A 23,613-nucleotide genomic window follows, 5' to 3' on the forward strand; every position below is an offset into this window, starting at 1 on the left:
CTATTTTTGCTAGTCTCGAAGGGCTCGGCGTAGAATTTTTCCGACATTTGTTTTTGGTAGTTCGGTTCTGAATTCTACAAGTTTAGGTACTTTATAGTTTGTCAGTGATTTTTTTGCGTGGGCAATCACTTGCTCTGGTGTCAATGAAGGGTCTTTTTTGACCACAACGACTTTGACAATTTCGCCTGAATGCTCGTCGTGAACACCGATAGCCGCTACCTCTAGGACGCCAGGGTGTGATGCAATTGCATCTTCGACTTCATTCGGGTAAACGTTAAAACCTGATACAATAATCATATCTTTTTTGCGATCTACAATTTTGAAATATCCATCGGCATCAACAGTCGCAATATCGCCAGTGCGAAGCCAGCCGTCCTTTAAAACTTTTTCAGTTTCATCCGGTCGTTGCCAGTAGCCTTGCATAACTTGTGGACCTTTGCAGACCAGCTCACCCACTTCGCCAATTCCAACTTCTTGGTCTTCGTCGTTTAAAAGACGAACCTGTGTGCTTGGCAATGGCAACCCAATAGTTCCAACTTTATCCTGCCCATCGATTGGATTGCAGCAAACCACTGGTGAGGCCTCGGTAAGGCCGTAGCCTTCGACAATCAAAGTTTTGGTCATTTGGTGCCAACGTTCGGCCACAGACCTTTGTAAAGCCATAGCTCCGGCGACGCTGACTTTTAAGCTTTTAAAGTTAATTGATGTGAACTCGGGATGGTTCATTAAGGCATTAAACAGTGTGTTCACTCCGGTCATGATTGTGAACGGAACTTTATTCATTTCCTTAATGAAGGCCGGAATGTCACGCGGGTTGGTAATTAGAATGTTTTCAGCTCCATAGCGCATGAACGAAAGGCAATTTACGGTCAAAGAGAAAATATGATACAGTGGCAGAGCCGTGATTGCGATTTCTTTGCCCTCTTTAAGTTGCGGAGTCATCCAAGCGCAAATTTGCAACATATTGGCAATCACATTTCCGTGAGTCAAGATGGCCCCTTTTGCAACCCCAGTCGTTCCTCCAGTGTATTGCAAGAAAGCGATTTCCGATAAGTTTCCACGATGTGGGGTGAAGGTTTTTGTAGAACCAATTTCTAGAGCTTCCCGGAAGGCGTAAGCTTGAGGTAGATTATAACTGGGCACCATTTTTTTTACATGCTTAACAACGGCGTTAACGATGAATCTTTTTGGTTGCGGAAAAAGATCTGCAATTTCTGTAATAACGACGGATTCAACAGCGGTGTCTTTTATGATTTGTTCTAAAAGATGAGCATAGTTGGCTAAAATAAAGACGGCTTTTGCTCCCGAGTCTTTAAATTGGTGATGCATTTCTTTAGCTGTGTACAGGGGATTGGTATTTACAATAGTGAGGCCAATTCGCAAGGCCGCAAAAGCAATAATTGGGAATTGAAGTAAATTAGGCATCTGTATAGCGATGCGATCCCCGTGTTTTAAGCGAAGCTCTTGCTGTAAAAAGGCCGCCATCTTATTTACTTCTGCATTAAGCTCTAGGAAGCTTAAGCTGACGCCCATATTGGTGAAAGCTTTTAAAGAGCCATACTTCTTTATGGATTCGTCAAAGACGTCCATGATGGATTGATATTGCGTCATATCAATCTCTGGAGAGATATTTCGAGGGTATTTTTTTAACCAAATGGCTTCCATGGTCGCGACTCCTTATGCTGAAATCTGAGGTGTCCAAAGTATGTTCCTGCACATTCTAGAGCGATTGCTTCAGCGAATAAAGCATATTCTTGTTTTTATTGATTTTCGCTGTCAGACTTAAGCGGTGAATAAAAATCTTAAGTTCTCTTTTTTGCAAAGAAGTGCTCTTGTCGGACTAGAAACTGGCATGTTGACAGTCATTTTGATTTTTCTATCTGGGTGCTCATTCTTTAAAGACAGCAGTGACGACTCCAAGGGCTCTGCCGTATCAGGAGTTATTTCGAAAACGGTCGTGGTAAAAGCTCCGATTGTTAAAAAAGATCCTGTGATTGAAAATTGGGCCTCTCAGTTGGCGCAGGCCGATGCAATATTTCGGGAATCGTGGCGCTTGGCTTCAGGGGTAGAGACGGGTATTGGAAAAAGCCCCTTTGCTCGGCTGTATCGTCCGATTGTAAAGGAACTTTCTGTTAAGTTGGGTTCGGCAACTGGCTTGGTCTGTGATCGTTATCGAATCGAAAAATCTGGAGATGCAGCCACTCCTTTATGGGAAATATATAATGATTGTGGAGCCACGGATAAGGATTGGTTGGGATCGCTTAAGCAAGATGGTCAAAGAATGATCATTAATTTCGCCGCAGAGCCTATGAAGGATGTTCTGGGACTGCAGAGCTCTTTTATAACGCGAAAAGTTCTATGTGAACTTGAGGTTGCCGAAAAAAAACTGACGTCTTTAAAGTGCGGGAAGTTTGCCAAAGATAAAAGTGATACCGAGGTTCTTCGCTTTGATAGTTTCGAATATTCAAGCGCGGGTGCTCAGATGATCTATCTGTCCGGCAAAATCCTAGTAAATTTAGCGGAGACTCGAAAGTTCGAGTTTAAACTTCCGCAAACGGGGCGGGGTCTTTTTACTGAGACCGAGTTGTTTCCAGCCCAGGAAGAACCAGCTTCCCCTAAGGTAGCACCGGTACCTGCACGTGCTGGTGAGGTGGTTCGTCCCGGTACGGCTCAGGATGCGGATCATATTCGACGTCAGATACCGTCGATACCTCAGGGAGCCTTGGGTGGGCGAGGAGCTCGGGGAGCGCCATCAGAGCCAGATGCCGAGCAAGAGGTCATGCCAGATCCGGCACAAGAGGCAACACACGAACCCACACAAGAGTCACAGGGCGAGGAGCAAGTAAATCATGAAGAAATCAAGTATCAAGAAGGAGACCAAGGTGAAGCCAACTTCGGAACCCAAGGAGACAGCTCCAGATCGTCTGGAGGGGAAGAAGCTGCCCCCATTCAAGATCCACGGAACGGGCGCTGACGAGGACTCGGTTCAGGTTTATTCGGAAAAAGATTTTATCGGTAAGAAGACGGTCCTTTATTTTTACCCCAAAGACAGCACCCCAGGTTGTACAACTCAAGGGAATGAGTATTCGGCCTTGTTGCCTCAGTTTAAAAAACTTGGATATCAGGTGTTGGGTGTTTCGCGGGACTCATTAAAATCCCATCAAAAATTTATTTGTAAACAAGACTATCAAATGCCTCTTTTGTCGGACAACGAAGAGGTCTTGTGTAAGATATTTGATGTTATACAAGAAAAAAATATGTATGGCAAAAAAGTCATGGGTATTGAACGAAGTGCATTTATTGTTTCTGATAAAGGTGTGATCTCTGCGGGTTTTCGAAAGGTGAAGGCCGAAGGCAATGCAAAATTAATATTGGAGTATATAAAGAAAAAGGGGCTTTAAGCCCCTTTTTCTTTGGTCGTTAAATTAATTTTTAATCATCAGATCGGCTATCATGTTACTAAACTTCACAGGGTCCGGAATGGGGCTACCTTCTGTTAGTAAAGCTTGGTTATATAGAATTTCCGCCCAATTTTTTTGCTGCTCTGGTTGAGCCTTTATCATGGCATCAAACAAGGGGTGTTTGGCGTTGATTTCCAAAATGCGTTTTGATTTTGGTGCCGATTCGCCCATTTGGGATAACAGTTTTTCCATGTGAGCACTCATAGCTCCGCCTTCTGCAACTAGGCAAACCGGTGTTTTAGTTAGACGATCTGAAAAAACAACATCTTTTACCTCATGACCCAACCAGGTTTTCATGTTTTCAACCAGTGGTTGGAATCGCTCTTGAAGGGATTTCTTTTCTTCGAGTTTTTGTTTTTTCTCTTCTTCGCTGTCTAAGTCCAGCCCTTCACGAGTAATCGACTGAAGTTTTTTTCCTTTGTAGTCGCGCAAATCTTGAACAACCCACTCATCTACAGGGTCGATCAGGAAAAGTACTTCGAAGCCTTTTTCTTGAAGTTTTTCAAGGTAAGGAGAGTTTTTAACCGCTTCCAATCGCTCGCCCGTGATGTAGTAAATCTCTTTCTGGTCGGGTTTCATTCTTTCGATGTATTGATCTAGGCTTGAGAAATGATCCCCCGCGCTTGTTTTAAACAAAAGCAGCTCAGAGATTTTTTCCCGCGAAGTTGGCTCCATCGGGACGCCTTCTTTTAAGGTAGTGCCAAATTCAGCAAAGAATTTTTCGTACTCGGTACGATCCTTCGTCATGAAGTCTTTAAGGGTGCTTAAAACCTTATTTACAATATTTTTACGAATTTGAGCTACCTGACGATCTTGTTGTAGGATCTCTCGGGAAACGTTCAAAGATAAGTCCGAAGAGTCAACAAGGCCTTTCACGAAGCGCAACCAAGCTGGCAGCAAGTCTTTACAGTGGTCCATGATAAAGACGCGCTTGATGTATAAATTAAGACCATATTCATAATCTTTCATTTGATAGTTCCAAGGACGCTTTGATGGAATATAGAAAAGACTCGAGAACTCCATCGTTCCTTCAGCTTTATAATGAACATGTCTTGCTGGTGTGTTCCAGTCATGAGTTAAATGCTGGTAGAATTCGTTATATTCTTCGGATGTGATCTCTTGAGGGGAACGAAGCCATAGGGCTTTCATTGAATTTAGTGTTTCATCATTAAATTCGCCATCTTTTTCAGCAGGGGTTTTCATTTTGATCGGCCATGCGATAAAGTCGCTATACTTTTTGATCAAAGATTTTAATGTCCAAACATCTGTGAAGTTTTGGGGGGCAGAGCGCTCGTTCACGTCCGAGGCTTCATTTTGATTATCCACTTTTTTTAGATGAAGCAAAATAGTTGTACCCGTTCCTTCCGGACGGGGAACAGATTCGATGCTATAAGTGCCATCGCCAGTAGATTCCCACAATGTTCCGTCATTGCTTCCAGCTTTTTGCGTGTGCAAAGTCACTTTGTCGGCAACCATAAAGGCTGAATAAAAGCCCACTCCGAACTGACCGATAAGTTCTGGTTTATTTTGGATTTCTTTCATTTGGCTAAAGGCTTTAGTGCCCGAGCGCGCGATGGTTCCTATAAATTGAGTCACTTCGTCGGGGCTCATGCCAATACCAGTGTCGACAATTTTCAGAGTGTTGTTTTGGCTATCCGGAATCAATCTGATTTCAAATGCATGATCGTTCGAGACCAGTTGTGGATTGGTGAGGCTTTCAAACTTCAATTTATCGATAGCATCCGAGGCATTGCTGATCAGTTCACGAAGGAAGATTTCTTTGTGTGAGTAAAGACTATGGATGACGATATCAAGTAACTGTTTAATTTCTGCATTAAAGCTTTGTGTTTGCTTTGCCATTTTATGACTCCTATTTTTGACCTCTTCAATATGGGACCATTTTGTAATTGGGCAAGGTGTCAATATTGGGCTCTTTGTAGAGTTTAATGAAAATTGTTAAAAAACGATTAAAAGAGGGCAATAAGCCAAGACTGGTCTATTCGAAGGCTGTAAATTACGGCATTCTTTGCTTCATGAATTCACTCACTGTTTTACTGGTCGAAGATGATATTGAGGTCCTTGATGTGCTTAATGAGTATTTGTTAAGTTTAGGGCATCAAGTCGAGTCTTATCCGAATCCTTTAGAGGCCTTAAAGGGCCTAGAGAACAACCCACACCGTTTTTCGGTGGCTCTAGTTGATCATCATATGCCGGGTATGACGGGCTACGATTTTGTTATCAAGATCCGTGGGATGGGGTTGAAAGTCCCTGTGGTTTTAAGTAGCGGTAATCACACTTTGGATTTTAAGCTGGATGGAGTCGAAAGTATCATGTTTGTAGATAAGCCCTATGATTTGGGCGAGCTGAGCAAATTACTTTATGGCGCCGCGGGAAGTATCAAACCGACCATCACGGCGCACTAGTAAGCTTATTCGTAATTAAATTGGGTATGAGCCCGCAATTCTTTTGGAAGTTCTGGAACCTGGGATCTTGGGATTAAGAACGTAGCTAAATTGAAAAAATCGCTGAAGATCTTGTGTTTTTCGGTGGCTGACTTTAGGTAGTCGTGGCCACTACTTCCGCCTGTTCCAATCTTTTTGCCTAACATTCGATGGGCCATCAAAGCATGACGATATCTCCACTGAGTTAAGAGCTCGTCAATATCAAGTAAAGACTGGATGATACTGTAAGGGATCTGAAATAGCGGTTCGTCCCGGTAGACCGAAATCATGAGTGCTGCTTGTAGGGCCTTAAAGCTAAGGCGCACATTGTGTGCTTTTTGAAGCTCTTTGTACGAGTTCTCTTCAAAAAGGGCCGCGAAATTCAAGCGACTGGCTTCAAGCATCTTGATATTTTTTTCTTTTTCTTCGGTGGTAAGGCGATCGATGGATTTTATGACGCTAATGTCATCGTTCAACATTTTATCGACGGCGGCCTTATATGTCGTCCAAAAATCAAAATCTTTTGTTTTTAAAACAGGAGTTCTTTCAAGCCAGGCTTCAATTGCGGTGAAAAGGTTTTTATTTTGAAGAGCTTTTTTGACTTCCTCTTGGGCTTTTCCTTCTAAATGTTTGTAAAAGGGTCCTTGGTTGTAGTTTAAGCGATCTTCGTCACGAAGACCTAACTTAGTTTCTATCAGCCGGAACTGAGAACTTTGAAAGCCCGAGGCGGGGTATAAGAATTCACGGAAGTCTAAAAAATCCAAAGGCGTCATTGTTTCCAAAACATCGATCTGTCCAAGGACTAAACGAATGATTGAAATAATTCGATGCAAGCGATGTTGGACTAGGCCCATTTTTTTATCGTCCACTTTATCTTGGCTCATGACTTCTAGAATTGAGTCCAACTCAAAGAGGATTTGTTTAAACCAAAGTTCGTAAGCTTGATGGACAGTAATGAAAAGCAGTTCATCATGAGCTGGTCTGCCATACTCCTCAGATTTCAACTGTTGAGCATCTAAAAGTTTATCCAGCTGTAAGTAATGGTGATAGTGCACCGGAGGATATTTCATTTTTTTTATCCGATCTTTGATTTTGAAAGTTCAATAAGTTTATTTTTAAAGATTTCTATTTCCGAGCTTTCCGTGTCCCAGCTAGTCATCCAGCGACATTCAAAAGTGTTCTCGTCCCACACATAAAAAAAGCTAACCTCGCGCAGTTCTTTGACCCATTCTTTGGGAATCTTGGCAAAAACCGCATTGGACTCGGGAGCATTTTTTATTTCAACGCCTGGAATATCTTTGGTGGCCAGATATAGTTCTTGCGCTTTTTTTAAGCTTTGCGTGGAAATTTTTTTCCATAAATCATTTTTGAAAAAAGCCTCGAACTGAGCCGCTATAAAACGAGTTTTACTTGGAAGCTGCGCTGCCTGCTTGCGAATATACTTGAAGTCTTTGGCTAAGGCATCGTTCATAAAGATGACAAGTTCCCCCATCATCAGGCCATTCTTTGTGCCGCCAAATGAAAGGACGTCGACGCCGATATTGGTGCTTAATTCTTGGAATGAGCAACCTAGATAGGCGCAAGCGTTCACAAAGCGAGCTCCGTCCATATGAACAAGAAGATGATGGCTTTTAGCCCAATCAATAATTTCTTTAAGCTCGCCCATAGAATAGAGCGTTCCAAGTTCAGTCGGTTGCGTGATGGTGATCACTTTAGTTTGCGAATAGTGTTGGTCTCCTTTGCGGATCAACATTTTCTTTAAAGTTTCAAGATCAAACTTACCGTTCACTGAGGGAATGGGGATAAGCTTTACGCCGGCAATTTTTTCGGGTGCCGCACACTCGTCGATATTGACATGGGCAACATCCGTGCAAAAAACGGAGTGCCAAGGTTGAGTCATGGCCTTTAGTGCTGTCACGTTGGCAGCAGTGCCATTGAAAACAATAAATGACTGCACCTGAGGGCCAAAGAGTTTTTGAATCGTTTTCTCAAGTCCTAAGGAGATAGGGTCTGTTCCATACGAGGGCGCGTGACCGTGATTACAGTCAATTAAGGCCTGCATAATTTCGGGGTGTACTGTTGCATGATTATCACTTCCAAAACCTCGCTGAACAGACATTTCTAGAGGACTCCTTGACTGAGGTTTAAAAATTGATGTGCAATTAAGGCAGCCAGTTTTGATGTGCGGTGATCACTGTCAAGTTCTGGAGACACTTCGTAAATGCCCAGACCCTTGAGTTCAAAATTTTGGTGAGCCCATTTTAAGAAATCTAAAAAATCCTTAGAGTTTAGCCCTGTCGTCCAACTTTGCGAACAGCCCGGAGCTTCCATCGAGTTGAAACAATCGATGTCCAAACTTATAAATAATTTTTTACGATTTTTTTGCTGCGCTAAAAAAGACTTTAGATTTTGCCAATGATCGTGAAGGTCGTCGGCCATAAAGCAATGGGCCCCCTGGGCCTGGGCCCAAGCAAGATGATGTCTTGAATTGCATTGGGGTTGGAGCCCAGCTTCGATAAAAAGAATTTTCTGAGAAAACTCCTCTAAGAGTCGCCGAAAGGGGGTGCCTGAATTGAGTCCTTTGTTTGTGGGGCGAACATCAAGATGGGCATCAAAATTAATGATGATGGCATCTTGTAAGTAGGTTGCTGCAAATGCTGTGGATTCACAATAGCCATAATCGTGACCGCCCCCCAGGGCTAGAATGCGGTGATTGGGAAAATATTTAATACCGAGGTGTCGACCTAACTCATGTCGTTCGGCTAAAGGAATCTGCATCGAGACGTTACCCAGATCTACAATCTGTGGGTTTTTGTGCCCCAAAAGGTGTGGCGTCATTTTGTAAAAGTATTCACGAATTTTATCTGGGGCCTGGCGCGCTCCTGGGCGGCCACCATTAAGCTTAATACCATCATCATCTGGGTAGCCCCAAACAATCAAATCGGGTAGCACAGAGGAGTCTGTAAGTTCGGATCGAACGCAATCCCCAAGGCGAAGATCGTCGGGATCGTTCTTTGTAAAGAAAAGATCTTTATTCGTTGGATGTAAATGGATCGAATTTGACATCTTTAGCTCCACGTCGAGTCAGGCGGAAAGTCTCTGCTATTCCACCTGTTTCTGAATCAATGAGCTTAAGAGTCGCTGCAGTTTTTGAAAAGCGAATTGTCGCCAAAACTGTTCTTTTATTATTTGTGTCAGAAAGAAAAAGAGTCCAATCGTTGCCACTTGAAGGCGCCGTCGAATATCTAAAGTTTGTGACATTGGGCGGATTGGGTTTGTAGAGTTGTAAGTCCGTGAAAGAACGGAATTCAAAAATACGATTTGTTGTGTACCAGCGACCTAAAAGCTTTTTCAGGCCCACATACTCGATGGAGTTAATCAAGGCTACTCGGCTGGTATAGTCTAAAATACCACCTGCTGATACCAGGTCACCGTCTTCAAGTCGCCCGATTTGTATAAGGGTTGAGGTTGAAGGCGAGTTGAGAGTGAAAATGACAGACGAAGAGGGGTCTCCTGGAGATTGCTCAACCTTTAAAAAGACGCCTTTTGGATCGCGCACCACTGTGCCTTCAATGGAGGCAGACCAAGCCGCCACACTAAAAAAGAAAGAGCACAATAAGAGGTTGATAGACCATGTCAGAAATTTCATAAGGAGTTTTCTGACATGGTCTTAATCTCGGGTCAAAATTAAAACGCTAAATTGACTCCTAGAGTTAGAACCCTAGTTTGTGAGAAATGCTCTGTACAGCTAGTTCGAATATTTTTGCTCCATGTTCTGGCGTAGAAAGACCTGGGTTTGACCCCATGCGTCCATCTGGATAGTTTTCGCGGAACTGTTGGGGACTCATTGGCCAGTGGGAGCGCTGATCTTTTTCGACTTTGAAGTTTGTTTTTGGAATTTCCTTTTGGGCGTCGGGGTGTGTGAACATGGTCACTGCAATTTCGCCGCAGGTGGCGTGGAATCCATTTTCGTCTCCAAAGGCGACTTTTTCATATTCAGTGACTTCGGGAAGATGCCACCAGTTTAAGAGTTTAATTTTATAATTTTGATTGGCATTCAAAATTTGACTCATGGCAGAGGTGATGGGAGCAATATTTCCGCCATGTCCATTCACGATAACGAACTCTTCAAATCCATGTTTAGCTAAGGATTGAATGATCTCGGTCAGTACTAAAATATAAGTCGTTGGTTGGAATGAAATTGTTCCTGGAAAGTTCATATGGTGCAAAGCCATGCCGACGCAAAGTGGGGGGGCTACCATGGTTTGAGTGCGGCGACCCACTTCCTGAGAAATTTCGTAGGCTGTTAGCCAGTCGATACCGATCAGACCCGTTGGACCATGTTGTTCTGTTGATCCCACGGGTAAAATGATTTTTTTACAGTTTTTTAAGTAAGCTTCAACTTGGGGCCAAGTTTTTTCATGAAGATTCATGGACATTTCAGACTCCTTGGGATCAGAATTAAAAAGAGAGGATTTGATGATGCAACAAAATGACAGCCTTCGTCCATTTGATTTTCCATATCGTCTGTCCTTTTCAAGCTCAGAGCACATTTTGCGTTTAGCAGATTTTGATGTGATTGGAGCCCAGGGGCCACGGCTTCGGCGCTTGATTAAACTAAGTCGTGACAACGTATTTCATTTGTCTAGTTTCGAGCACTGGGTGCCGGGGCTTATGAAAGCAAGTTATGAGCAATCTTTGAAGCTTTTTCTAAAGCAATTTCCTAGGACAGTTGTAACTCCCGCCGATGGTCATTATGAAGATGAATTTATCTTCCGTTTGGGGATTATTTTTCCCAAAACCATGCAGTTGATTGGCGACTATAGTGAAAAGCTTATTGCTGATTACTTCGCAGATTTTGAAAGGTCCAATTGGCTGATCGAGGATCATCTTTCTTGGTGGCCTATGTACGTTAAAGAGCGATTTTCGCAAAAGGAAATTGCCGAGGCTGCTCAATACGAGTGGGCGTTGGGCAAGTTGGATTTTATTGATTTTCCTATTTATCGTAAGGCAGATCCGGGGCAGCTTTATGTCAATCCCACTTTGCAATTAATAAAAATTGAGGCTGCGGCATCAACTTTAGGGAAGTCTCCAGGTTTGTGGATTGTTTATCGACAAAGTGACGAGGCTGAGGTCTTAGAGATGAAATTGAATACTCAAGTGGCGCAGGTGCTTGATGTTATGGCTGAGGAACGTAAATTTACTTTGGGGCAGTTGACGGATTGGATGCAAACCGAATCCGAATTTAAAGATCTGAGTCCTTCAGAGGTGCTTAAGTTCTTGGAAAGACTTGTTCGCGATAGCGTGTTAGTGCAAAAAATTGATTTTAACTAAACAAAACTGCCCCCTCAGCCTGCGGCTGGCGGAGGCAGGATTCTAAGATTTTGATTGTGATGAACGGCCATCAAAGCAAAATGCAAGTCTAAGAATTCAGGCTTTTTTGTCGTATTCCAAGTTCTTCGAATCAAGCGACTGATTTTGTATCTGGCCATGGCTGCTGTATGGTTCAATGAAAATAGTGGATCAAAGCCAATTTTTTTAAGCTCTCCCTGGCCCACGACGGCGGACTTTCTTCCTTTATACTCTTGGTGTTTACAGTCTTTGAAAACCCTCTTTATATCATGCGGGTAAAAGGTACTCATATCCGTCTTAATCAAACTCCCTGGCATCACGAACGGACGAATCCGATTAAAAAGCCGCATCCGAGCTGCGGGCCTTTCGTCCTTTCGTTTTCCGTATTTTTTGACAGAGACTTTTGCGAGAAGTCCTTTGGCCGGCATTCGAGCAATTTCAAAACCAAGAATCCGCCGAGTTCCCTCTTCAACCGCTAAGGCAATCGAAATGGGTTTACACTTTGTATGTTCAAAGGTTTCCATGTCATCAAATTGCATCGCCGTGACGGGGCCTAGCTGCCTATTTTGAGTCTCCAAAAGCTCTTTCGCCCTGGCTCCGGTAAAAATCAGTTTCCTGTGAACGGTCTTGCGATTCACTTTAAGAACCCGCGCAGTTTCCCGCATAGAGACTCCACTTACAAGCTGGCGAGCAACCTGTGAATTGATTTGTCTTTTCTTTTGTCGATAGCATTTCCCCAAAGTAGCTCGAGAGAAGTGCTTGTTGCAAACAAGGCAAAAATAGCGCTGCACTGATTTACGATCAGAACTTCGATAGTATTTTCCATCTTTTTTGATCCGAAGTTCTGACGATTTTCGGTTTTTGAATTTAGTGATTTGGCAATATGGGCAATGTAATTTCATAAAAAGAACTAGGCGCAATTGTTGAGCCTAGTTCTTTTAAATAAACGAAAGATTTAACAGGACAAACCCGAGCCGCAGGCTCGGGGGGCAGTTTCTTAGGTGTTCTTTAGGATTTCGCCTAAAAGTTGCATTTGGTTTAATGGATGCAGTCCCATGTGATCTATCATCAACTTTTTAGCTGCCTCGGCTCTTGGGACTCCCTCATAGGTCATTAGTCGATCCAAAGAGTTTGCAGTTGCCACGATGATTGCTAGCGGATCTTGTTGCTTTTCACTGAGTCCTAAAGGTCCCGTGCCGTTGATACGTTCTTCGTGTTGATTAATGATGTTAATAACTGTTTGGTCAAAGTGCTTTTTGTCTTGGACTTTTTTAGCGCCTACGGATGGGTGCTCTTTGTAGATAGCCAACTCTTCCTTGCTAAAGCTAGCCAGGGGGCGTGCCAGATTCAGTGTCGATTCAAAGTGGCCGTAGTCATGTAATAGAGCGCCCAACGTCATCAATTGAGTCTGTTTTGGATCTTTAATGCCCAGCTTTTCAGCCAATGCGACCGACAAGGTGGCAACTGTGACCCCATGATGGGCTAAGCTTTGATCCACGTTTTGGATTCCCATGATGGATTTCATGGCTTCGGTATTTGTCATAAGGAATTCGACGTATTTTCCTGCGGCATCTTTGGCCGAGTTGTACGAAGCCACGTTTTCAGGATTTTCGAAAACCTCTTCAGTATTGGCTTGCTGCGCTCCTTGGATGATTTCAGATCGAGTTTTAATGTCCTTTTTTGAATTATTATCGTAGGCCATCTCGATATTTACACGGAGGTAATCTCGATAGGCAGTTTCATCTTTAACTTCGATATACATCTTACGCATTTTCTTTGCTTTAAGGCGTTCTAGACGGTCGCCATCGAAGCTGTCGCCTTTTCGTAAATAAAGAACCATTTTATCATTAATGCGTACGTAGGCATCAAAGTCTATTTTTTGATCTCCACGTAAAGTACTTACCCGAATCGATACATAATCCATTGCTTCAGCTTCCTTGCATTGTTAGACTTACTTCATGTCTGAAGATAATAATGAGATTGTAAAAGATTTTGTCGATGAGTCAAAGGGCCTTATTCATGAACTAGTCGAGCTGCTAGAAGAGATCGAAGGGGATTACTCCCAGGTAAATCGCTTAGCAGATTACGGCAATAAAATTGACCGCATTATGGGCGGTGCAAAGAGTATTGCCTTGCTTTTGCCTGATGATCACGCAGTTCATATGATTGCGGATTATACTGGTTTATGCAAAGCAGTAGGATATAAGGCCAGTCAGGTTCAGAATAACAAGCAGCTTTATGATATTATTGTTGCGCTGTTGTTAGATGCCACCGAGACCTTGGATGGGATGATGAGCCGGCTAAATGTCAGCGCTACGGAGCTTAAAAAAAGTATTTCGAATACTTTTTTAGAAAGAGTGCGTTGGGTTTCTGATCAGCTTTCAGATGATTTGAATTCCAGTGTTGATGCTGGGACGGGTGGAAAGATGGCTCAGGACGAGATCGACGAAATGCTTCGCCGATTAGGACTCTAGTTGTTGAAGGGCCCATTTTGCTAATGGGCCTAACTTTGCGTGTTCGCAGAGGGCCTGAATTTCTGGGCGTAAGTTTATCATTTTTTTATTCGCAGCCACTATAAGAGCATTTCGTTTTAAGCCAAAGGCGCCAGCTCGGGCGTAGGCTGTGCCAAAAAAGTCTTTCTCAAGGCGCTTTCCTGAAGAGTTTAAAAGATATCTTAAATCAGCCTCGAGTTGAGCTGATTCATTAGGATTTAAACTTAACAAGGGCATTGTTTCTAATTGGTTCTTAAAGACTTTTTGATTCCAAGGGCAAACAGTTTGGCATATGTCGCAGCCAAAAAGCCAATCGCCAATCTTACTTCTTAGTGACTCTTCGGGAATGTCTCTAGACTCAATGGTTAAATAAGCAATGCATTTTCTAGCGTCCATTTTTTTTGGGGAAACAAGTGCGCCAGTGGGGCATTGATCCATGCAGCGAGTGCAGGTGCCGCAAAAATCATGAACAAGCTCAAGGGGGCTTTGTAGTTCTAACGAAGTGTAGATCTCGCCCAGGAAAAAAAGGCTGCCCTTTTTGGGGTGAATTAAGCAGGTGTTTTTTCCGACCCAGCCCAGCCCTGCTCGATAGGCAAGGTCTCTTTCAAGGACGGGGCTTGAATCCGTAAAGGCAATGAAAAACTCTTCTGGGTGGGAGGCTTGTAACGCCTTGATGATTTGTTGTAAGCGATTTTTAAACCAGTAGTGATAGTCATAGCCTTTCGAGTACAGACTCAGGCGTGCCGCTTTGATTGGAAGATCGGTGGGTTCAGGGTGTGGAAAATAGGGAACAGCAAATACAAAGGCGCTGCGGGCTGCGGGCCATTGTTTGGTGGCATCTTCTTTTATTGGCAAGTGATCTTTTAAGTAAACCATCGAACCATGCAAGCCCTCATCAATCCATTGTTGATAAATCTCCATGGTTAAAGGCGAGCCCAAAGCCGTCCAGCCAAAATGAGATAGACCTAGCTGCTTTGCTAAATCCTCGAGAAGTTCTTTGAGTTTGTCGGTCTTCGCATTTACTATCGTCATATGATTTTGCACAAAGGCGTGCTTCTAAGACATTATCAGTGGTCAACGGTCCAGTCTATCATGGACATTCTAAAGTCCGCAGGATTTCAGGCTTTTTTAGCTGGGGGCTGCGTGCGGGATGCAATTTTAGGACGTCGGCCTCATGATTTGGACGTAGCAACTGATGCTAAACCCGAGGAGGTCGAAAGACTCTTTGCAAAGACCCTAGGAGTTGGCAAAGCTTTCGGTGTTATTCGGGTACTAATGGACGGGTGCGATGTCGAGGTGGCAACTTTTCGAAAAGACGGGGCCTACAAAGATGGTCGCCGTCCCGAGACTATCGAGTTTTCGGATGCTCGTGAAGATGCTAAAAGACGAGACTTTACGATCAATGCTTTATTCTTAAATCCAGATACAAATGAAGTTTTGGATTTTGTTTCGGGGGTCGAAGATCTTCATGCGGGTGTTCTTCGGGCAGTTGGAGACGCTTCAGCGCGCTTTGATGAAGATCAGTTACGTATGTTAAGAGCTGTGCGCTTTGCGGCTCAACTGGGGTTTGAAATTGAAGATCAAACCTTGGCTGCGATTCGGCAACATGCCTTTCGTATCGTCAATGTGAGCGGCGAAAGAATTCGCGATGAGTTGGAAAAAATATTCTTAGCTCCTTTTAAGTTTACGCATTTGTCGTTATTAAAGGCGTCAGGTTTAGAGCAAGCCTTGTTTCCACAGCTGCGTCGAAAAACTTGGGTTGACGTGCCGGTGAGCCATTTTGCTCAAGGTCTTTGTCTTTATTTTTATGAAGACCTTGAAAATCCTCAGCTTGAAAGTTATCTACGGATATTAAAGATCAGTGCCCGTGATCGGAAGTTTTTTGATGCATTTAAAAAAACTGTATTAACGAGGGAAAAAATATCGGAAATTCGAATGGGGGCCTTATTGCAGGCCTATTCTGACCCAGGGGTTTTATTCGCATTCCAAGTTTTCGCTTTCGAATTTCCAGATATGCAGGACTTTTTATCGAATCTTCATCAGAAATGGCTTAAGATGGGCGAGGCTCTGCCGGCGGCACTTGTTACCGGAAAAGATCTGATGTTGGAAAAAGAGTGGGATGGAAAGAAATTAGGTTCGGTCTTGCAAGAGACCTATTTATTGCAGCTGGAAGATCAATTGAAAAATTCAGAAGAGGCTCGAGAATATGCTCTTCGTCGCCTCAGAGATATCTAAAGCTGCTTGCTGATTAATTATGTACAAGTTTTTTAGCCAGAGTTGAGATCATAACTAGATCCGCAGCCTCGTTACCTTTGATAGCATCCTCTTTTAGGAACTGAAGTGCTGCGCCGGGCTTGAAGCCTTCGGCTCGCTCGTCTTTCAGGCCGGTCATATCAAGAAACTGCCAAGCAATAATTAAAAGCTTGCCCATCTCATCCATGCGATCGTTTTTTATTCCATGTGGAAAGCCTCGACCGTCCGAGCGCTCGCGGTGCTGTGCTATCCCCTGAGAGACCTCCGGAGGTAAGGGTACTTTTTTACCTTTAACCATGATCACAGAACGTTCGGGATAAAGTTTAAATTCTGCAAGTTCATCGTCGGTCATTGACTCAGGTGTTTTATTTATTGCCGAGCTTGGTAATTGGGCTATGCCGACATTGTGAAGCAATCCTGCAAGAGCGGCAGCTTCTCGTTTTGCTTTATCCCAGCCTAAACCCTGTGCGAAATAGGCAGCAAATGCAGCCATATTGATGGCATCGTTATAACAAGAACGAGTCGCACCGGTGAAACGGCAAATTTCGTTAAAAAGATCTTTTCCGGTGGCGAAGTCTTTTGTGAAATCGAATTCTTCGATGATTTCTTTGCAGCGCTCGTAGATTGCGCGACCGGATTCATAGTCCGTGGCTTGGCCATTCATGAAGCGATTCATGATGTCGTAAATATTCTTTTTTGATTTATTCAATTTTTCAGTAATGCTGACCGGGGCATCGACATCTTTCATGGAGGCCATCGTCCGGGCGTATTCAAAAAACGCTTTTGTTTGCGTTTTTTTCACATACATGTGCTGTTCGGACGTCTGAAACTTTTCAAGATCCTTTTTTTCAACCTTGGCGCCCTCTTTACGATACTTCAGAGTTTTGTTGTTTGAAGGTAAGTGCACGTAAAGATCAAAATTTAAATCACTGTCTTCCATGAAGTCTCGGGTGTCGACCGCGAGTAGGGCTGATTTGGGAATCGAGCCTTCCATATCTACCGGAGCAAGTGCTAAAATCATGTCCGAGATAAACTCTCGGTCATAGTTGATATGCATGATCTCGGTGGCCCCATTTTTTTTCAGCTTTTCAAAATCCATGGGGTGTTGGCCTGCATGAAGGATGATGATTGGGCAGCGATCAAAATTCATTTTTGCGGTCTGAGTCCACTCGTTTGTTTTGTCGGTGCCTTCGAAGCCATCTATAAGAGCTAAAAGCGGAGAGAATTCGGCTGAAGAGGTGATTTCGGCCAACTCTTCAGCGGATTTGACCCATTTTAAGCGATACGGATAGTAGTCCTTTAAAATGGCTTCGACAGTCCTCCAGAATTCATATCGAGGGCTGCCGATAAGTACGTCGACTGTTTTAGTTTCAGTCGAGTTTGACATTACTGTTGTACCGTAATCTCCACGTAGAAAGTGGTATTGTTGGTCAAGTTAAAGGGGATCACCAAAGTAGCGCCCTTTGAAGCCTTCGCGATAATAAAGTCACCACGAATAACTGAAGGGATAGCCATCTCAAAGTTGTAGCCCATTTGATTAAGCGTAGCTTTGGCTTGACCGTAAATCATATTTGTAAGTTCACCAACGGCATCAGAGACATCTTTGTTGATATCTGGATATTTCTCTCCGACCATATTTTCGCAAACATGTAAAATGCCATCTTTAGGAAAGGTAATCAATAGGGTGCCCTTAAGTGGAGGAGCAACCATTCCGACCATTCCCGCGATATCGCCCTTCATAGTAAAGTTGGGCTCGATAAAGGGTTTACCTGGTGTTGCGTCCGTTGACGCCATAGTTTTTACAACTTTCAATACACCATCAACAAACGCAGCAATAAGGCGTTTATCAAAAAGCGGATTGACGTTTTCTTTAGGTGCTGCAGACATTGCATACTCCTGTCGTCAAATTAAGACGCTTTTGGTTGAGATGTTGAATTGTGTTTAGCCCAAACCCGTTCCATTTTTGCTTTCAGCGTTGCTGAGTTGAACGGCTTAACAACATAATCAGAGACTCCAGCTTTTGCGGCTTCTAAGATATGTTTTTGTTCAGATTCAGCTGTTACTAGCATAAAAGGAGTGGATTTAAAGCGTGGATCCGCTTTGCAGGCCTTCAAAAGATCGATGCCCTGCATCCCAGGCATGTTCCAATCGGAAATAATGAAGCCATATGGCTGACCTTTGTCGTGAGCCTGCTGGATTAAAGGCAGTGCTGTTTTTCCATCGTCAGCTTCTTCTACGTTGGTGTAGCCGAGCTCGTTAAGCACTTTTTTGATGATTTTTCGCATAGTTGCGAAGTCATCCACCACCAGGAACTTGGTATCGCTAGGAAACATAATAAAACCCCACTTAGTTGTACTTAGTTGATTTTTGTATTTACTACACACCTATCGGTCCAGTTTTTTAAAACTCGAGTCCAAACCTATTGCGAAATCAATAAATCCTTGTAAGACTTTGAGTCAGGTGGTGTTGCAAATTTGGACATGAGTCCTAAGATGCACGAAAAATAATAAAAAAGTGTCAAAACGATAAACAATCAGCGGGAGGAGCAAGGATGCTCAGAGATGTCCTGATTCAAAAAGGTCTTTCAAATAGAGAAGCCGAAGTGGCTGAACTTGTATCAAAAGGCTTGTCCAACAAGGAAGTTGCGAACCAGCTTTTTGTAACTGAAAAAACAGTTAAGTTCCATTTAACAAACATCTACAAAAAAATGAACGTGAAGTCTCGCGCTCAGTTGATCGTATGGTGTCTTCCTCACTTGGGCTTTGTTGAAAATGAAGCTCGTGTTGAGAACAACGCTAATGCCGCTGCTGCAACTGCAAGCAACTATGGCATGAATGCAACTCAAACGATTCCTGCTGGAAACGCTACAGTTGCTGCTACGACTCTTCCAACTGGTGGTATGAACCGCACTGGAAATTCTGATCTTGGTATTTAATTAAGACTCAGTTTTAAGTAAAAGGCTCCCGTTAGGGGGCCTTTTTTGTTATGATAGGGCCAAATAAATTATAAAGGATTTTTTGTGAACTCATCTCAGGCAAAACCGGTATCAGCATCGCAAGTGATAATGACTCAATTGGTTCTTCCATCACATACGAACTCTTTAGGTTCTGTGTTTGGGGGAACAGTAATGTCGTGGATAGATATTGCGGCTGCGATCTGTGCTCAACGCCATTCGAACAAAGAGGTTGTGACTGCCTCTATTGATAAGTTGGATTTTGTGGCTCCGGTTTATAAAGGATGGGTTGTTAATTTAAAAGCCAGTTTGAATTTTGTATCAAGAACCTCTATGGAGGTCGGAGTGCGGGTGGATGCTGAAAATCCAAAAACCGGAGAGACCTTTCATACTGCGAGCGCCTATCTTACTTTTGTCGCTTTAGGTTCTAATGGAAAACCATCCAGTATTCCCGAGTTGATTTTGGAAAATGACGAGGATCGCCGACGTTTTTCACAAGCTCAGGCACGTCGTCAGTTGCGCTTGCAAGAACGTCGTCCGCGGCCTTAAGGGCAGATGGCTTTAAGCCATTTTTTACTTTCGCTGTAATCCCAGGAATTAGTCTTATCGCGCTCGATATTGAATTTTTGTCGGGCGCAGTTTTTTTCAAGGCTTTCATTTTTAATTTTTGTGATTTCTTCTATTTGCAGAATAAATCTATTCAATGCATCTTCGCTTGGGTGTCCTATTTCGCTGTTTATTTTTTCTTGTTCACTTAGGAATTTTTTAGCTGCGGCTAAAACTTCATTTAAAGCTTTCAGTTTTTTATTTAAGTTATTTTCTGGCTTTAAAGAGTCTAATTTTTCTGTAGAGATCGCTAAAAGACCTTGTTCAGAAAAGGGTTTTGGTTCGGCCGCAAATACCTTCTGAAGGCAGAAGATTATCAGAAAAAAAAGAGCTAATTTACTTGTTATTGAACGCATGCATCCCCCGTTAAACCACTCGGTGAAAGCTCGGTCATTTTTTCTTCAGTCTGTTGATAGTATTCAGAGGCCTGTTTAAGTTTTTTCAGGACCTCTGCTTTATTGCTGGATTTGTTTAATCTCAGGCGCTGGATAAGTGATTTTGCCTGGGTCAATCCGCCAGGGCCATAGGCAACCAAAGTAAAAGCATTTACGATGTCGGGATCTTTTGCCATGTTCGGAGCCCTCTCTGATATTTTTGGCAGTACGATGGCGTCTCGGACCCAACGATAATAGGCCATGCTATAAAAAAGATTCCGAGTTAGGCCATTTCCGATACTTAGCCAATGACAGTAATTTGCTTTTTTGTTTGGGAGGGGAGGCGGTTTTTGCAGATCTGCCTGTAAAACTTTTTTGAAGGCCTGACACGAGGGCTTTGCAGAATTCATGAGTTCTTCAAGTATTGGTTTAGCTTGTCCTTCGTTAAAGATGGTTTTTTTTCCAGATTTTTCACTCCAGCCTGCGATTTCTTTGACCGGATCAGAGGTGAGTTGCCCTAGGCCGACGCCCCCTGAGTATCCTAGAAAGAAATTGAATCCGGTTTCATTGTTGTACTTCTTCATTATAAAACGTGCGTCGATGGGGTTGCCTGCAGGTGAAACACAGTCCAGTGCCTCGTTCACGGCAAACTGCATGTAGTTAACGATATCAGAGGTAATGCATGGAGTTTTTGAACTTTGGTTTTCAAATTTAACTGGGGTGTTTCCTTTACAGATGAAGCCTTCATTGTCGACTTCTCTTTGGAGGGAAGATTGAATGCACTCGCTACGAATTTTTTTGGGGCGAACCGCTGCTGCTTGAACTTTAGCTAAGGGTGCTAGCTCCTTAATTTTACTCCAATTTGATTTAATCGGAGGGCAAGCTTTGTTGATTATCGATGAAGGAGTATTTTGAGCTCGCCAAGAAAGTATGAGTGGATCCTTTGATGAAAAAAGCTGCTCGTTTAGGATATTGTTTTTGCTAATATCACCTTTGCCCGCAGTCATGTTATGGCAACGGGGAGCCGAAGTGGCTGCGTATAAATTAGGGCAGGAAAAGAGGAGGCCCGTTAAAGTGATCAACCCAAGGTTTTTAAGCATATCCCCCTATCGGAATATGTAATGAAAACATAAACTTGTTCTGTGGCTCTAAAAATAAAACGACGTGCCGACAAGCATTGTAAATATGTTTTGAACTTTTGTACTGACTTGAAACTGCTGTTCTGTTCTGGTGATGGCGCGTCCTCGGCCGCCAGTCCAGTACCCACCGAAAGTATAGCTTACTTTTTTGGCAGAAATAAAATTCAGGTTTGCCGCAAACCCAGCTTGGTCTACGCGTTCGCCTTGAAGTTTTGCAAGGCTGGGTTCTGGATTTGGATGTGCCGAGAAATTGCTGAAAAAACCCGTACGAAGGCGGAACCAATCCATAAACTTTTTTTCGACTCCGAAGGCAGCATTCCAAGTGGCCTTGTAGGATAAAAGAGTCCCGCGATCATCGTAGTCTATACTTTTATAGGTGTAACCTTCATGTAGGGTCAGATCCGATGTGATAGTCCAGCCATCGTTATTCCCCCAAGCAAGACCAAGTCCTAACTTTCCCGGGATAAAGTTTTTTGCGCTTAAACTGTTTTCGTTAATTCTGGATTGTGAGGTGCCTCCGGTGACATGGTCCTCGAAGTAGGTGCCTGTGCTGTGAAAGCTAAAACCACCTGGTCGTAAGGATAAGCCAATGGCTAAACTAGGATTGATCTTTCGATAATACCCAAACACCGCCACGATTGAGTTTTGTTGAAGCGTTTCCTCGGATGTAAACAGCTCTGTTAAAGTATTGCCTGAATAAGTCTTATCTTGAATCGAACGCTGAAAGTTTCGGGCTGTGTAGTATAAAGTCGCCCCCACGGACGAGTCCGCATCGATATTTTTAGAGACGGCTCCGCCAACCCACAGAGACTCATCAGTATAAGAAAGTGTCGAGGTGCCAGTTGTGGTATTTCTAAGATCTCCTTTAAAAGCGTCGTAGTCGGGAACCACTATGCTTAAACCCACTTTGTAGTCTCCGAAACTTAAAATATTTCCGGTTGACGCGGGAATGGAGCGGAAATAACCCGTGTTAATTCTAAGCGGTGTTTTGGTGTAATCGGCATCGCCACCGTAAATGGTATCAAATTTTTTATAAACAGAGGCCGAGGCTGAAAAACTTTGCCCCGGAGATCGAGCCAGAACCGCCGGATTGTAAAATGCTGCCGAAGAGACATCGCCTGTTAGTGCCGTCGCCGCTCCGCCCATTCCCGAAGCGCGATCCCCCAGGGCTAGTGCATTGGGATTAGAAAAGGCGGCATGAGATGTGTTTACTGCAAGTAATACCTGAAGTGTAATAGCTAAGATCTTCATTTTATAATATAGTCTTTCCAGCGAGTGATCAGAGCGGGCGTCAGGGTGGTGTAGCAAACAGTTCCTTCGGTCGCGGTCTCTTTGCGAAGAATTTGTGTTTCCCGTCCTAGGTCAAATATCTTAAATTCCTCGGCGCGAGGGAAGTAAAGTTGAACCTCGGTTTGCATTTCTCGGATGGCATCTATCATCATTTGCTTAAGTTGCTCGATCCCTTGGCCGGTCATCGCACTTACAAAAATCCGCGGATGTTTTTTGACCCGGAATTGTCTTTCGATCGGGGCCACATCTACTTTATTAAAGACGTGGATGATTTTTTTATCCTGCCAATTAAATTCTTGAATTAGTTGATCCACAACTTCAATTTGCCTTTCCATATTCGGCGAAGATAAATCGACGATGTGAAGAAGGACGTCGGCTTCCGCTGATTCTTCAAGTGTTGCTTTAAAGGCTTCGATTAACTGAGTAGGCAGCTTTCGAATGAATCCAACTGTATCTGTGACGACGGCCGGTGGGCCTTCGGGAAGGAAGACCTTCCGTGTTGTGGGATCAAGTGTGGCAAAAACTTGGTTCTTCGCTAAGACTTGAGATCCCGTAAGTCGATTGAGAAGCGAACTTTTGCCCGAGTTGGTATAACCGATCAATGCAAAGCTTGGGATTTCGTGACGTCGGCGCGAATTGCGATGCTGAGCCCGATTTTTTCGCACACCTTCAAGTTTCTTCCTAATTAAAGCCACGCGTTCGCGAATACGTCGGCGGTCGTTCTCGAGGGCCGTTTCACCTGGACCTCGAGTTCCGATACCTCCACCTTGACGTGAAAGCGAGCCAAGCCATGCATCAACCATCCGAGGCATTTGATCTAAGAGCTGTGCAAGTTCTACTTGAAGTTTTCCCTCGAAGGTCTGTGCTCGCTGAGCAAAAATATCTAAGATTAATTGATTGCGATCGATCACTCGAACTTTAACGATTTCTTGAAGGTTTCGTTGTTGAACTCCGGATAGTTGATGGTCCATGACGACGAGGCTTGCATGGGAATCCCGGACCATTTCGGCAACCTCTTCAACTTTGCCTGAACCAATCAAGGTTGCTGGGTTCCATTGCGGTAAAGTTTGAATGATTGAACCGACGACTTCGCCCCCGGCTGCGCCGACCAGCTCTTCCAGTTCTAACAGATTTTCTTTGATTTCACCGATGGGTTCTGTTTTAAGTCCGACGCCGATAACGATCACTCGGTCGTTGGCTTGAATGGCATTTCCGCTTCCGTTTTTTATTCCAAAATTCTGTGACAATGAAA

Annotated in this window: 25 protein-coding genes; 8 read left to right on the plus strand and 17 right to left on the minus strand. The window is 43.6% G+C overall.

Going from position 1 to position 23,613, the window contains the following annotated elements:
• Nucleotides 1-9: 9 nt before the first annotated feature.
• Entirely contained in the window at nucleotides 10-1,665 is a 1,656-nt protein-coding gene (locus AC04MN_RS12845; RefSeq protein WP_475383602.1) for an AMP-binding protein, read from the minus strand.
• Nucleotides 1,666-1,789: 124 nt separating this feature from the next.
• On the opposite strand from AC04MN_RS12845, the gene AC04MN_RS12850 reads away from it, so the two are divergent.
• Both AC04MN_RS12850 and AC04MN_RS12855 read left to right on the plus strand, forming a co-directional pair.
• The gene (locus AC04MN_RS12850; RefSeq protein ID WP_475383603.1) at nucleotides 1,790-2,974 is read left to right on the plus strand and encodes a hypothetical protein; all 1,185 of its coding nucleotides are present in this window, start codon (nucleotides 1,790-1,792) and stop codon (nucleotides 2,972-2,974) included.
• Nucleotides 2,955-3,401 (plus strand): peroxiredoxin, encoded by a 447-nt coding sequence (locus AC04MN_RS12855; RefSeq protein WP_475383813.1) that lies wholly within the window; start codon nucleotides 2,955-2,957, stop codon nucleotides 3,399-3,401. Before AC04MN_RS12850 ends, AC04MN_RS12855 begins: the two co-directional genes overlap by 20 nt.
• 24 nt (nucleotides 3,402-3,425) lie before the next feature.
• On the opposite strand, the gene htpG is transcribed toward AC04MN_RS12855, so the two are convergent.
• A complete protein-coding gene (gene htpG, locus AC04MN_RS12860) occupies nucleotides 3,426-5,321 on the minus strand; it encodes a molecular chaperone HtpG (RefSeq protein WP_475383604.1) in 1,896 nt (631 codons plus the stop codon).
• A gap of 86 nt (nucleotides 5,322-5,407) precedes the next feature.
• Here htpG and AC04MN_RS12865 point away from each other — a divergent pair, with 86 nt between their 5' ends.
• On the plus strand, nucleotides 5,408-5,884 hold the full coding sequence (locus tag AC04MN_RS12865) for a response regulator (RefSeq protein WP_475383605.1): 477 nt from the start codon (nucleotides 5,408-5,410) through the stop codon (nucleotides 5,882-5,884).
• 5 nt (nucleotides 5,885-5,889) lie between these two features.
• Here the strand turns inward: AC04MN_RS12865 and AC04MN_RS12870 are convergent, their stop codons facing one another.
• The 5 genes from AC04MN_RS12870 to AC04MN_RS12890 all read right to left on the minus strand — a co-directional run bounded on the left by AC04MN_RS12870 (nucleotide 5,890) and on the right by AC04MN_RS12890 (nucleotide 10,341).
• Nucleotides 5,890-6,972 (minus strand): tryptophan 2,3-dioxygenase family protein, encoded by a 1,083-nt coding sequence (locus AC04MN_RS12870; RefSeq protein ID WP_475383606.1) that lies wholly within the window; start codon nucleotides 6,970-6,972, stop codon nucleotides 5,890-5,892.
• A 5-nt stretch (nucleotides 6,973-6,977) separates the two neighbouring features.
• Entirely contained in the window at nucleotides 6,978-8,021 is a 1,044-nt protein-coding gene (locus tag AC04MN_RS12875; protein WP_475383607.1) for a threonine aldolase family protein, read from the minus strand.
• A 2-nt stretch (nucleotides 8,022-8,023) separates the two neighbouring features.
• On the minus strand, nucleotides 8,024-8,968 hold the full coding sequence (locus tag AC04MN_RS12880) for a formimidoylglutamase (RefSeq protein WP_475383608.1): 945 nt from the start codon (nucleotides 8,966-8,968) through the stop codon (nucleotides 8,024-8,026).
• Nucleotides 8,934-9,551, minus strand: a complete 618-nt coding sequence (locus tag AC04MN_RS12885; RefSeq protein ID WP_475383609.1) for a hypothetical protein — start codon at nucleotides 9,549-9,551, stop codon at nucleotides 8,934-8,936. The genes AC04MN_RS12880 and AC04MN_RS12885 overlap by 35 nt, the downstream gene beginning before the upstream one ends.
• Before the next feature lie 64 nt (nucleotides 9,552-9,615).
• Nucleotides 9,616-10,341, minus strand: coding sequence for a creatininase family protein (locus AC04MN_RS12890; protein WP_475383610.1), 726 nt, complete (start codon nucleotides 10,339-10,341; stop codon nucleotides 9,616-9,618).
• Between the two features lie 40 nt (nucleotides 10,342-10,381).
• Between AC04MN_RS12890 and AC04MN_RS12895 the strand changes: the two genes are divergently transcribed.
• A complete protein-coding gene (locus AC04MN_RS12895; protein ID WP_475383611.1) occupies nucleotides 10,382-11,236 on the plus strand; it encodes a hypothetical protein in 855 nt (284 codons plus the stop codon).
• A 14-nt stretch (nucleotides 11,237-11,250) separates the two neighbouring features.
• Here the strand turns inward: AC04MN_RS12895 and AC04MN_RS12900 are convergent, their stop codons facing one another.
• Both AC04MN_RS12900 and AC04MN_RS12905 read right to left on the minus strand, forming a co-directional pair.
• Nucleotides 11,251-12,156 (minus strand): transposase, encoded by a 906-nt coding sequence (locus tag AC04MN_RS12900; RefSeq protein ID WP_475383612.1) that lies wholly within the window; start codon nucleotides 12,154-12,156, stop codon nucleotides 11,251-11,253.
• A gap of 95 nt (nucleotides 12,157-12,251) precedes the next feature.
• Nucleotides 12,252-13,178 (minus strand): HD-GYP domain-containing protein, encoded by a 927-nt coding sequence (locus tag AC04MN_RS12905; RefSeq protein ID WP_475383613.1) that lies wholly within the window; start codon nucleotides 13,176-13,178, stop codon nucleotides 12,252-12,254.
• Nucleotides 13,179-13,212: 34 nt separating this feature from the next.
• Here AC04MN_RS12905 and AC04MN_RS12910 point away from each other — a divergent pair, with 34 nt between their 5' ends.
• Nucleotides 13,213-13,728 carry a hypothetical protein gene (locus AC04MN_RS12910; protein ID WP_475383614.1) on the plus strand — a complete coding sequence of 172 codons (516 nt, stop codon included), beginning with the start codon at nucleotides 13,213-13,215 and terminating at the stop codon, nucleotides 13,726-13,728.
• Here the strand turns inward: AC04MN_RS12910 and queG are convergent.
• Nucleotides 13,717-14,778: a tRNA epoxyqueuosine(34) reductase QueG gene (queG, locus tag AC04MN_RS12915; protein ID WP_475383615.1), complete on the minus strand. Its 1,062-nt coding sequence runs from the start codon at nucleotides 14,776-14,778 to the stop codon at nucleotides 13,717-13,719. The two genes, AC04MN_RS12910 and queG, sit on opposite strands and share 12 nt — an antisense overlap.
• Here queG and AC04MN_RS12920 point away from each other — a divergent pair, their 5' ends adjacent.
• Entirely contained in the window at nucleotides 14,779-15,981 is a 1,203-nt protein-coding gene (locus AC04MN_RS12920) for a CCA tRNA nucleotidyltransferase (protein ID WP_475383616.1), read from the plus strand.
• 13 nt (nucleotides 15,982-15,994) lie between these two features.
• Here AC04MN_RS12920 and AC04MN_RS12925 read toward each other — a convergent pair whose 3' ends face one another.
• From AC04MN_RS12925 to AC04MN_RS12935, 3 genes are read right to left on the minus strand one after another with little or no spacing between them, the layout of a single operon-like run.
• A complete protein-coding gene (locus AC04MN_RS12925; RefSeq protein ID WP_475383617.1) occupies nucleotides 15,995-17,386 on the minus strand; it encodes an HD-GYP domain-containing protein in 1,392 nt (463 codons plus the stop codon).
• Entirely contained in the window at nucleotides 17,386-17,886 is a 501-nt protein-coding gene (locus AC04MN_RS12930) for a chemotaxis protein CheX (protein ID WP_475383619.1), read from the minus strand. The genes AC04MN_RS12925 and AC04MN_RS12930 overlap by 1 nt, the downstream gene beginning before the upstream one ends.
• A 20-nt stretch (nucleotides 17,887-17,906) precedes the next feature.
• On the minus strand, nucleotides 17,907-18,332 hold the full coding sequence (locus tag AC04MN_RS12935) for a response regulator (protein ID WP_475383620.1): 426 nt from the start codon (nucleotides 18,330-18,332) through the stop codon (nucleotides 17,907-17,909).
• A gap of 218 nt (nucleotides 18,333-18,550) precedes the next feature.
• Between AC04MN_RS12935 and AC04MN_RS12940 the strand changes: the two genes are divergently transcribed.
• On the plus strand, nucleotides 18,551-18,934 hold the full coding sequence (locus AC04MN_RS12940) for a helix-turn-helix domain-containing protein (protein ID WP_475383621.1): 384 nt from the start codon (nucleotides 18,551-18,553) through the stop codon (nucleotides 18,932-18,934).
• A 129-nt stretch (nucleotides 18,935-19,063) separates the two neighbouring features.
• Nucleotides 19,064-19,501 (plus strand): acyl-CoA thioesterase, encoded by a 438-nt coding sequence (locus tag AC04MN_RS12945; protein WP_475383814.1) that lies wholly within the window; start codon nucleotides 19,064-19,066, stop codon nucleotides 19,499-19,501.
• On the opposite strand, the gene AC04MN_RS12950 is transcribed toward AC04MN_RS12945, so the two are convergent.
• Genes AC04MN_RS12950 through hflX form a run of 4 tightly spaced genes read right to left on the minus strand, consistent with a single transcriptional unit; the run spans nucleotide 19,498 to nucleotide 23,608 of the window.
• Nucleotides 19,498-19,914 carry a hypothetical protein gene (locus tag AC04MN_RS12950; protein WP_475383622.1) on the minus strand — a complete coding sequence of 139 codons (417 nt, stop codon included), beginning with the start codon at nucleotides 19,912-19,914 and terminating at the stop codon, nucleotides 19,498-19,500. The genes AC04MN_RS12945 and AC04MN_RS12950 overlap by 4 nt on opposite strands.
• Nucleotides 19,902-21,032 carry a hypothetical protein gene (locus tag AC04MN_RS12955; RefSeq protein WP_475383623.1) on the minus strand — a complete coding sequence of 377 codons (1,131 nt, stop codon included), beginning with the start codon at nucleotides 21,030-21,032 and terminating at the stop codon, nucleotides 19,902-19,904. Before AC04MN_RS12955 ends, AC04MN_RS12950 begins: the two co-directional genes overlap by 13 nt.
• 48 nt (nucleotides 21,033-21,080) lie before the next feature.
• Entirely contained in the window at nucleotides 21,081-22,322 is a 1,242-nt protein-coding gene (locus tag AC04MN_RS12960; RefSeq protein ID WP_475383624.1) for an OmpP1/FadL family transporter, read from the minus strand.
• Nucleotides 22,319-23,608, minus strand: coding sequence for a GTPase HflX (hflX, locus tag AC04MN_RS12965; RefSeq protein WP_475383625.1), 1,290 nt, complete (start codon nucleotides 23,606-23,608; stop codon nucleotides 22,319-22,321). The genes AC04MN_RS12960 and hflX overlap by 4 nt, the downstream gene beginning before the upstream one ends.
• Nucleotides 23,609-23,613: the final 5 nt, after the last annotated feature.

The sequence above is a fragment of the Bdellovibrio sp. ZFWA1 genome (assembly GCF_056175665.1).

Coding starts and splice junctions, on each gene's coding strand:
- AC04MN_RS12920 (WP_475383616.1), top strand. CDS start 14,779: ATGATTTTGCACAAAGGCGTGCTTCTAAGACATTATCAGTGGTCAACG.
- AC04MN_RS12865 (WP_475383605.1), top strand. CDS start 5,408: ATGAAAATTGTTAAAAAACGATTAAAAGAGGGCAATAAGCCAAGACTG.
- AC04MN_RS12955 (WP_475383623.1), bottom strand. CDS start 21,032: ATGCTTAAAAACCTTGGGTTGATCACTTTAACGGGCCTCCTCTTTTCC.
- AC04MN_RS12945 (WP_475383814.1), top strand. CDS start 19,064: ATGACTCAATTGGTTCTTCCATCACATACGAACTCTTTAGGTTCTGTG.
- AC04MN_RS12900 (WP_475383612.1), bottom strand. CDS start 12,156: ATGAAATTACATTGCCCATATTGCCAAATCACTAAATTCAAAAACCGA.
- AC04MN_RS12875 (WP_475383607.1), bottom strand. CDS start 8,021: ATGTCTGTTCAGCGAGGTTTTGGAAGTGATAATCATGCAACAGTACAC.
- AC04MN_RS12935 (WP_475383620.1), bottom strand. CDS start 18,332: ATGTTTCCTAGCGATACCAAGTTCCTGGTGGTGGATGACTTCGCAACT.
- AC04MN_RS12930 (WP_475383619.1), bottom strand. CDS start 17,886: ATGTCTGCAGCACCTAAAGAAAACGTCAATCCGCTTTTTGATAAACGC.
- AC04MN_RS12845 (WP_475383602.1), bottom strand. CDS start 1,665: ATGGAAGCCATTTGGTTAAAAAAATACCCTCGAAATATCTCTCCAGAG.
- htpG (WP_475383604.1), bottom strand. CDS start 5,321: ATGGCAAAGCAAACACAAAGCTTTAATGCAGAAATTAAACAGTTACTT.
- AC04MN_RS12885 (WP_475383609.1), bottom strand. CDS start 9,551: ATGAAATTTCTGACATGGTCTATCAACCTCTTATTGTGCTCTTTCTTT.
- AC04MN_RS12950 (WP_475383622.1), bottom strand. CDS start 19,914: ATGCGTTCAATAACAAGTAAATTAGCTCTTTTTTTTCTGATAATCTTC.
- AC04MN_RS12870 (WP_475383606.1), bottom strand. CDS start 6,972: ATGAAATATCCTCCGGTGCACTATCACCATTACTTACAGCTGGATAAA.
- AC04MN_RS12880 (WP_475383608.1), bottom strand. CDS start 8,968: ATGTCAAATTCGATCCATTTACATCCAACGAATAAAGATCTTTTCTTT.
- AC04MN_RS12910 (WP_475383614.1), top strand. CDS start 13,213: ATGTCTGAAGATAATAATGAGATTGTAAAAGATTTTGTCGATGAGTCA.
- AC04MN_RS12940 (WP_475383621.1), top strand. CDS start 18,551: ATGCTCAGAGATGTCCTGATTCAAAAAGGTCTTTCAAATAGAGAAGCC.
- queG (WP_475383615.1), bottom strand. CDS start 14,778: ATGACGATAGTAAATGCGAAGACCGACAAACTCAAAGAACTTCTCGAG.
- AC04MN_RS12895 (WP_475383611.1), top strand. CDS start 10,382: ATGATGCAACAAAATGACAGCCTTCGTCCATTTGATTTTCCATATCGT.
- AC04MN_RS12925 (WP_475383617.1), bottom strand. CDS start 17,386: ATGTCAAACTCGACTGAAACTAAAACAGTCGACGTACTTATCGGCAGC.
- AC04MN_RS12960 (WP_475383624.1), bottom strand. CDS start 22,322: ATGAAGATCTTAGCTATTACACTTCAGGTATTACTTGCAGTAAACACA.
- AC04MN_RS12890 (WP_475383610.1), bottom strand. CDS start 10,341: ATGTCCATGAATCTTCATGAAAAAACTTGGCCCCAAGTTGAAGCTTAC.
- AC04MN_RS12905 (WP_475383613.1), bottom strand. CDS start 13,178: ATGGATTATGTATCGATTCGGGTAAGTACTTTACGTGGAGATCAAAAA.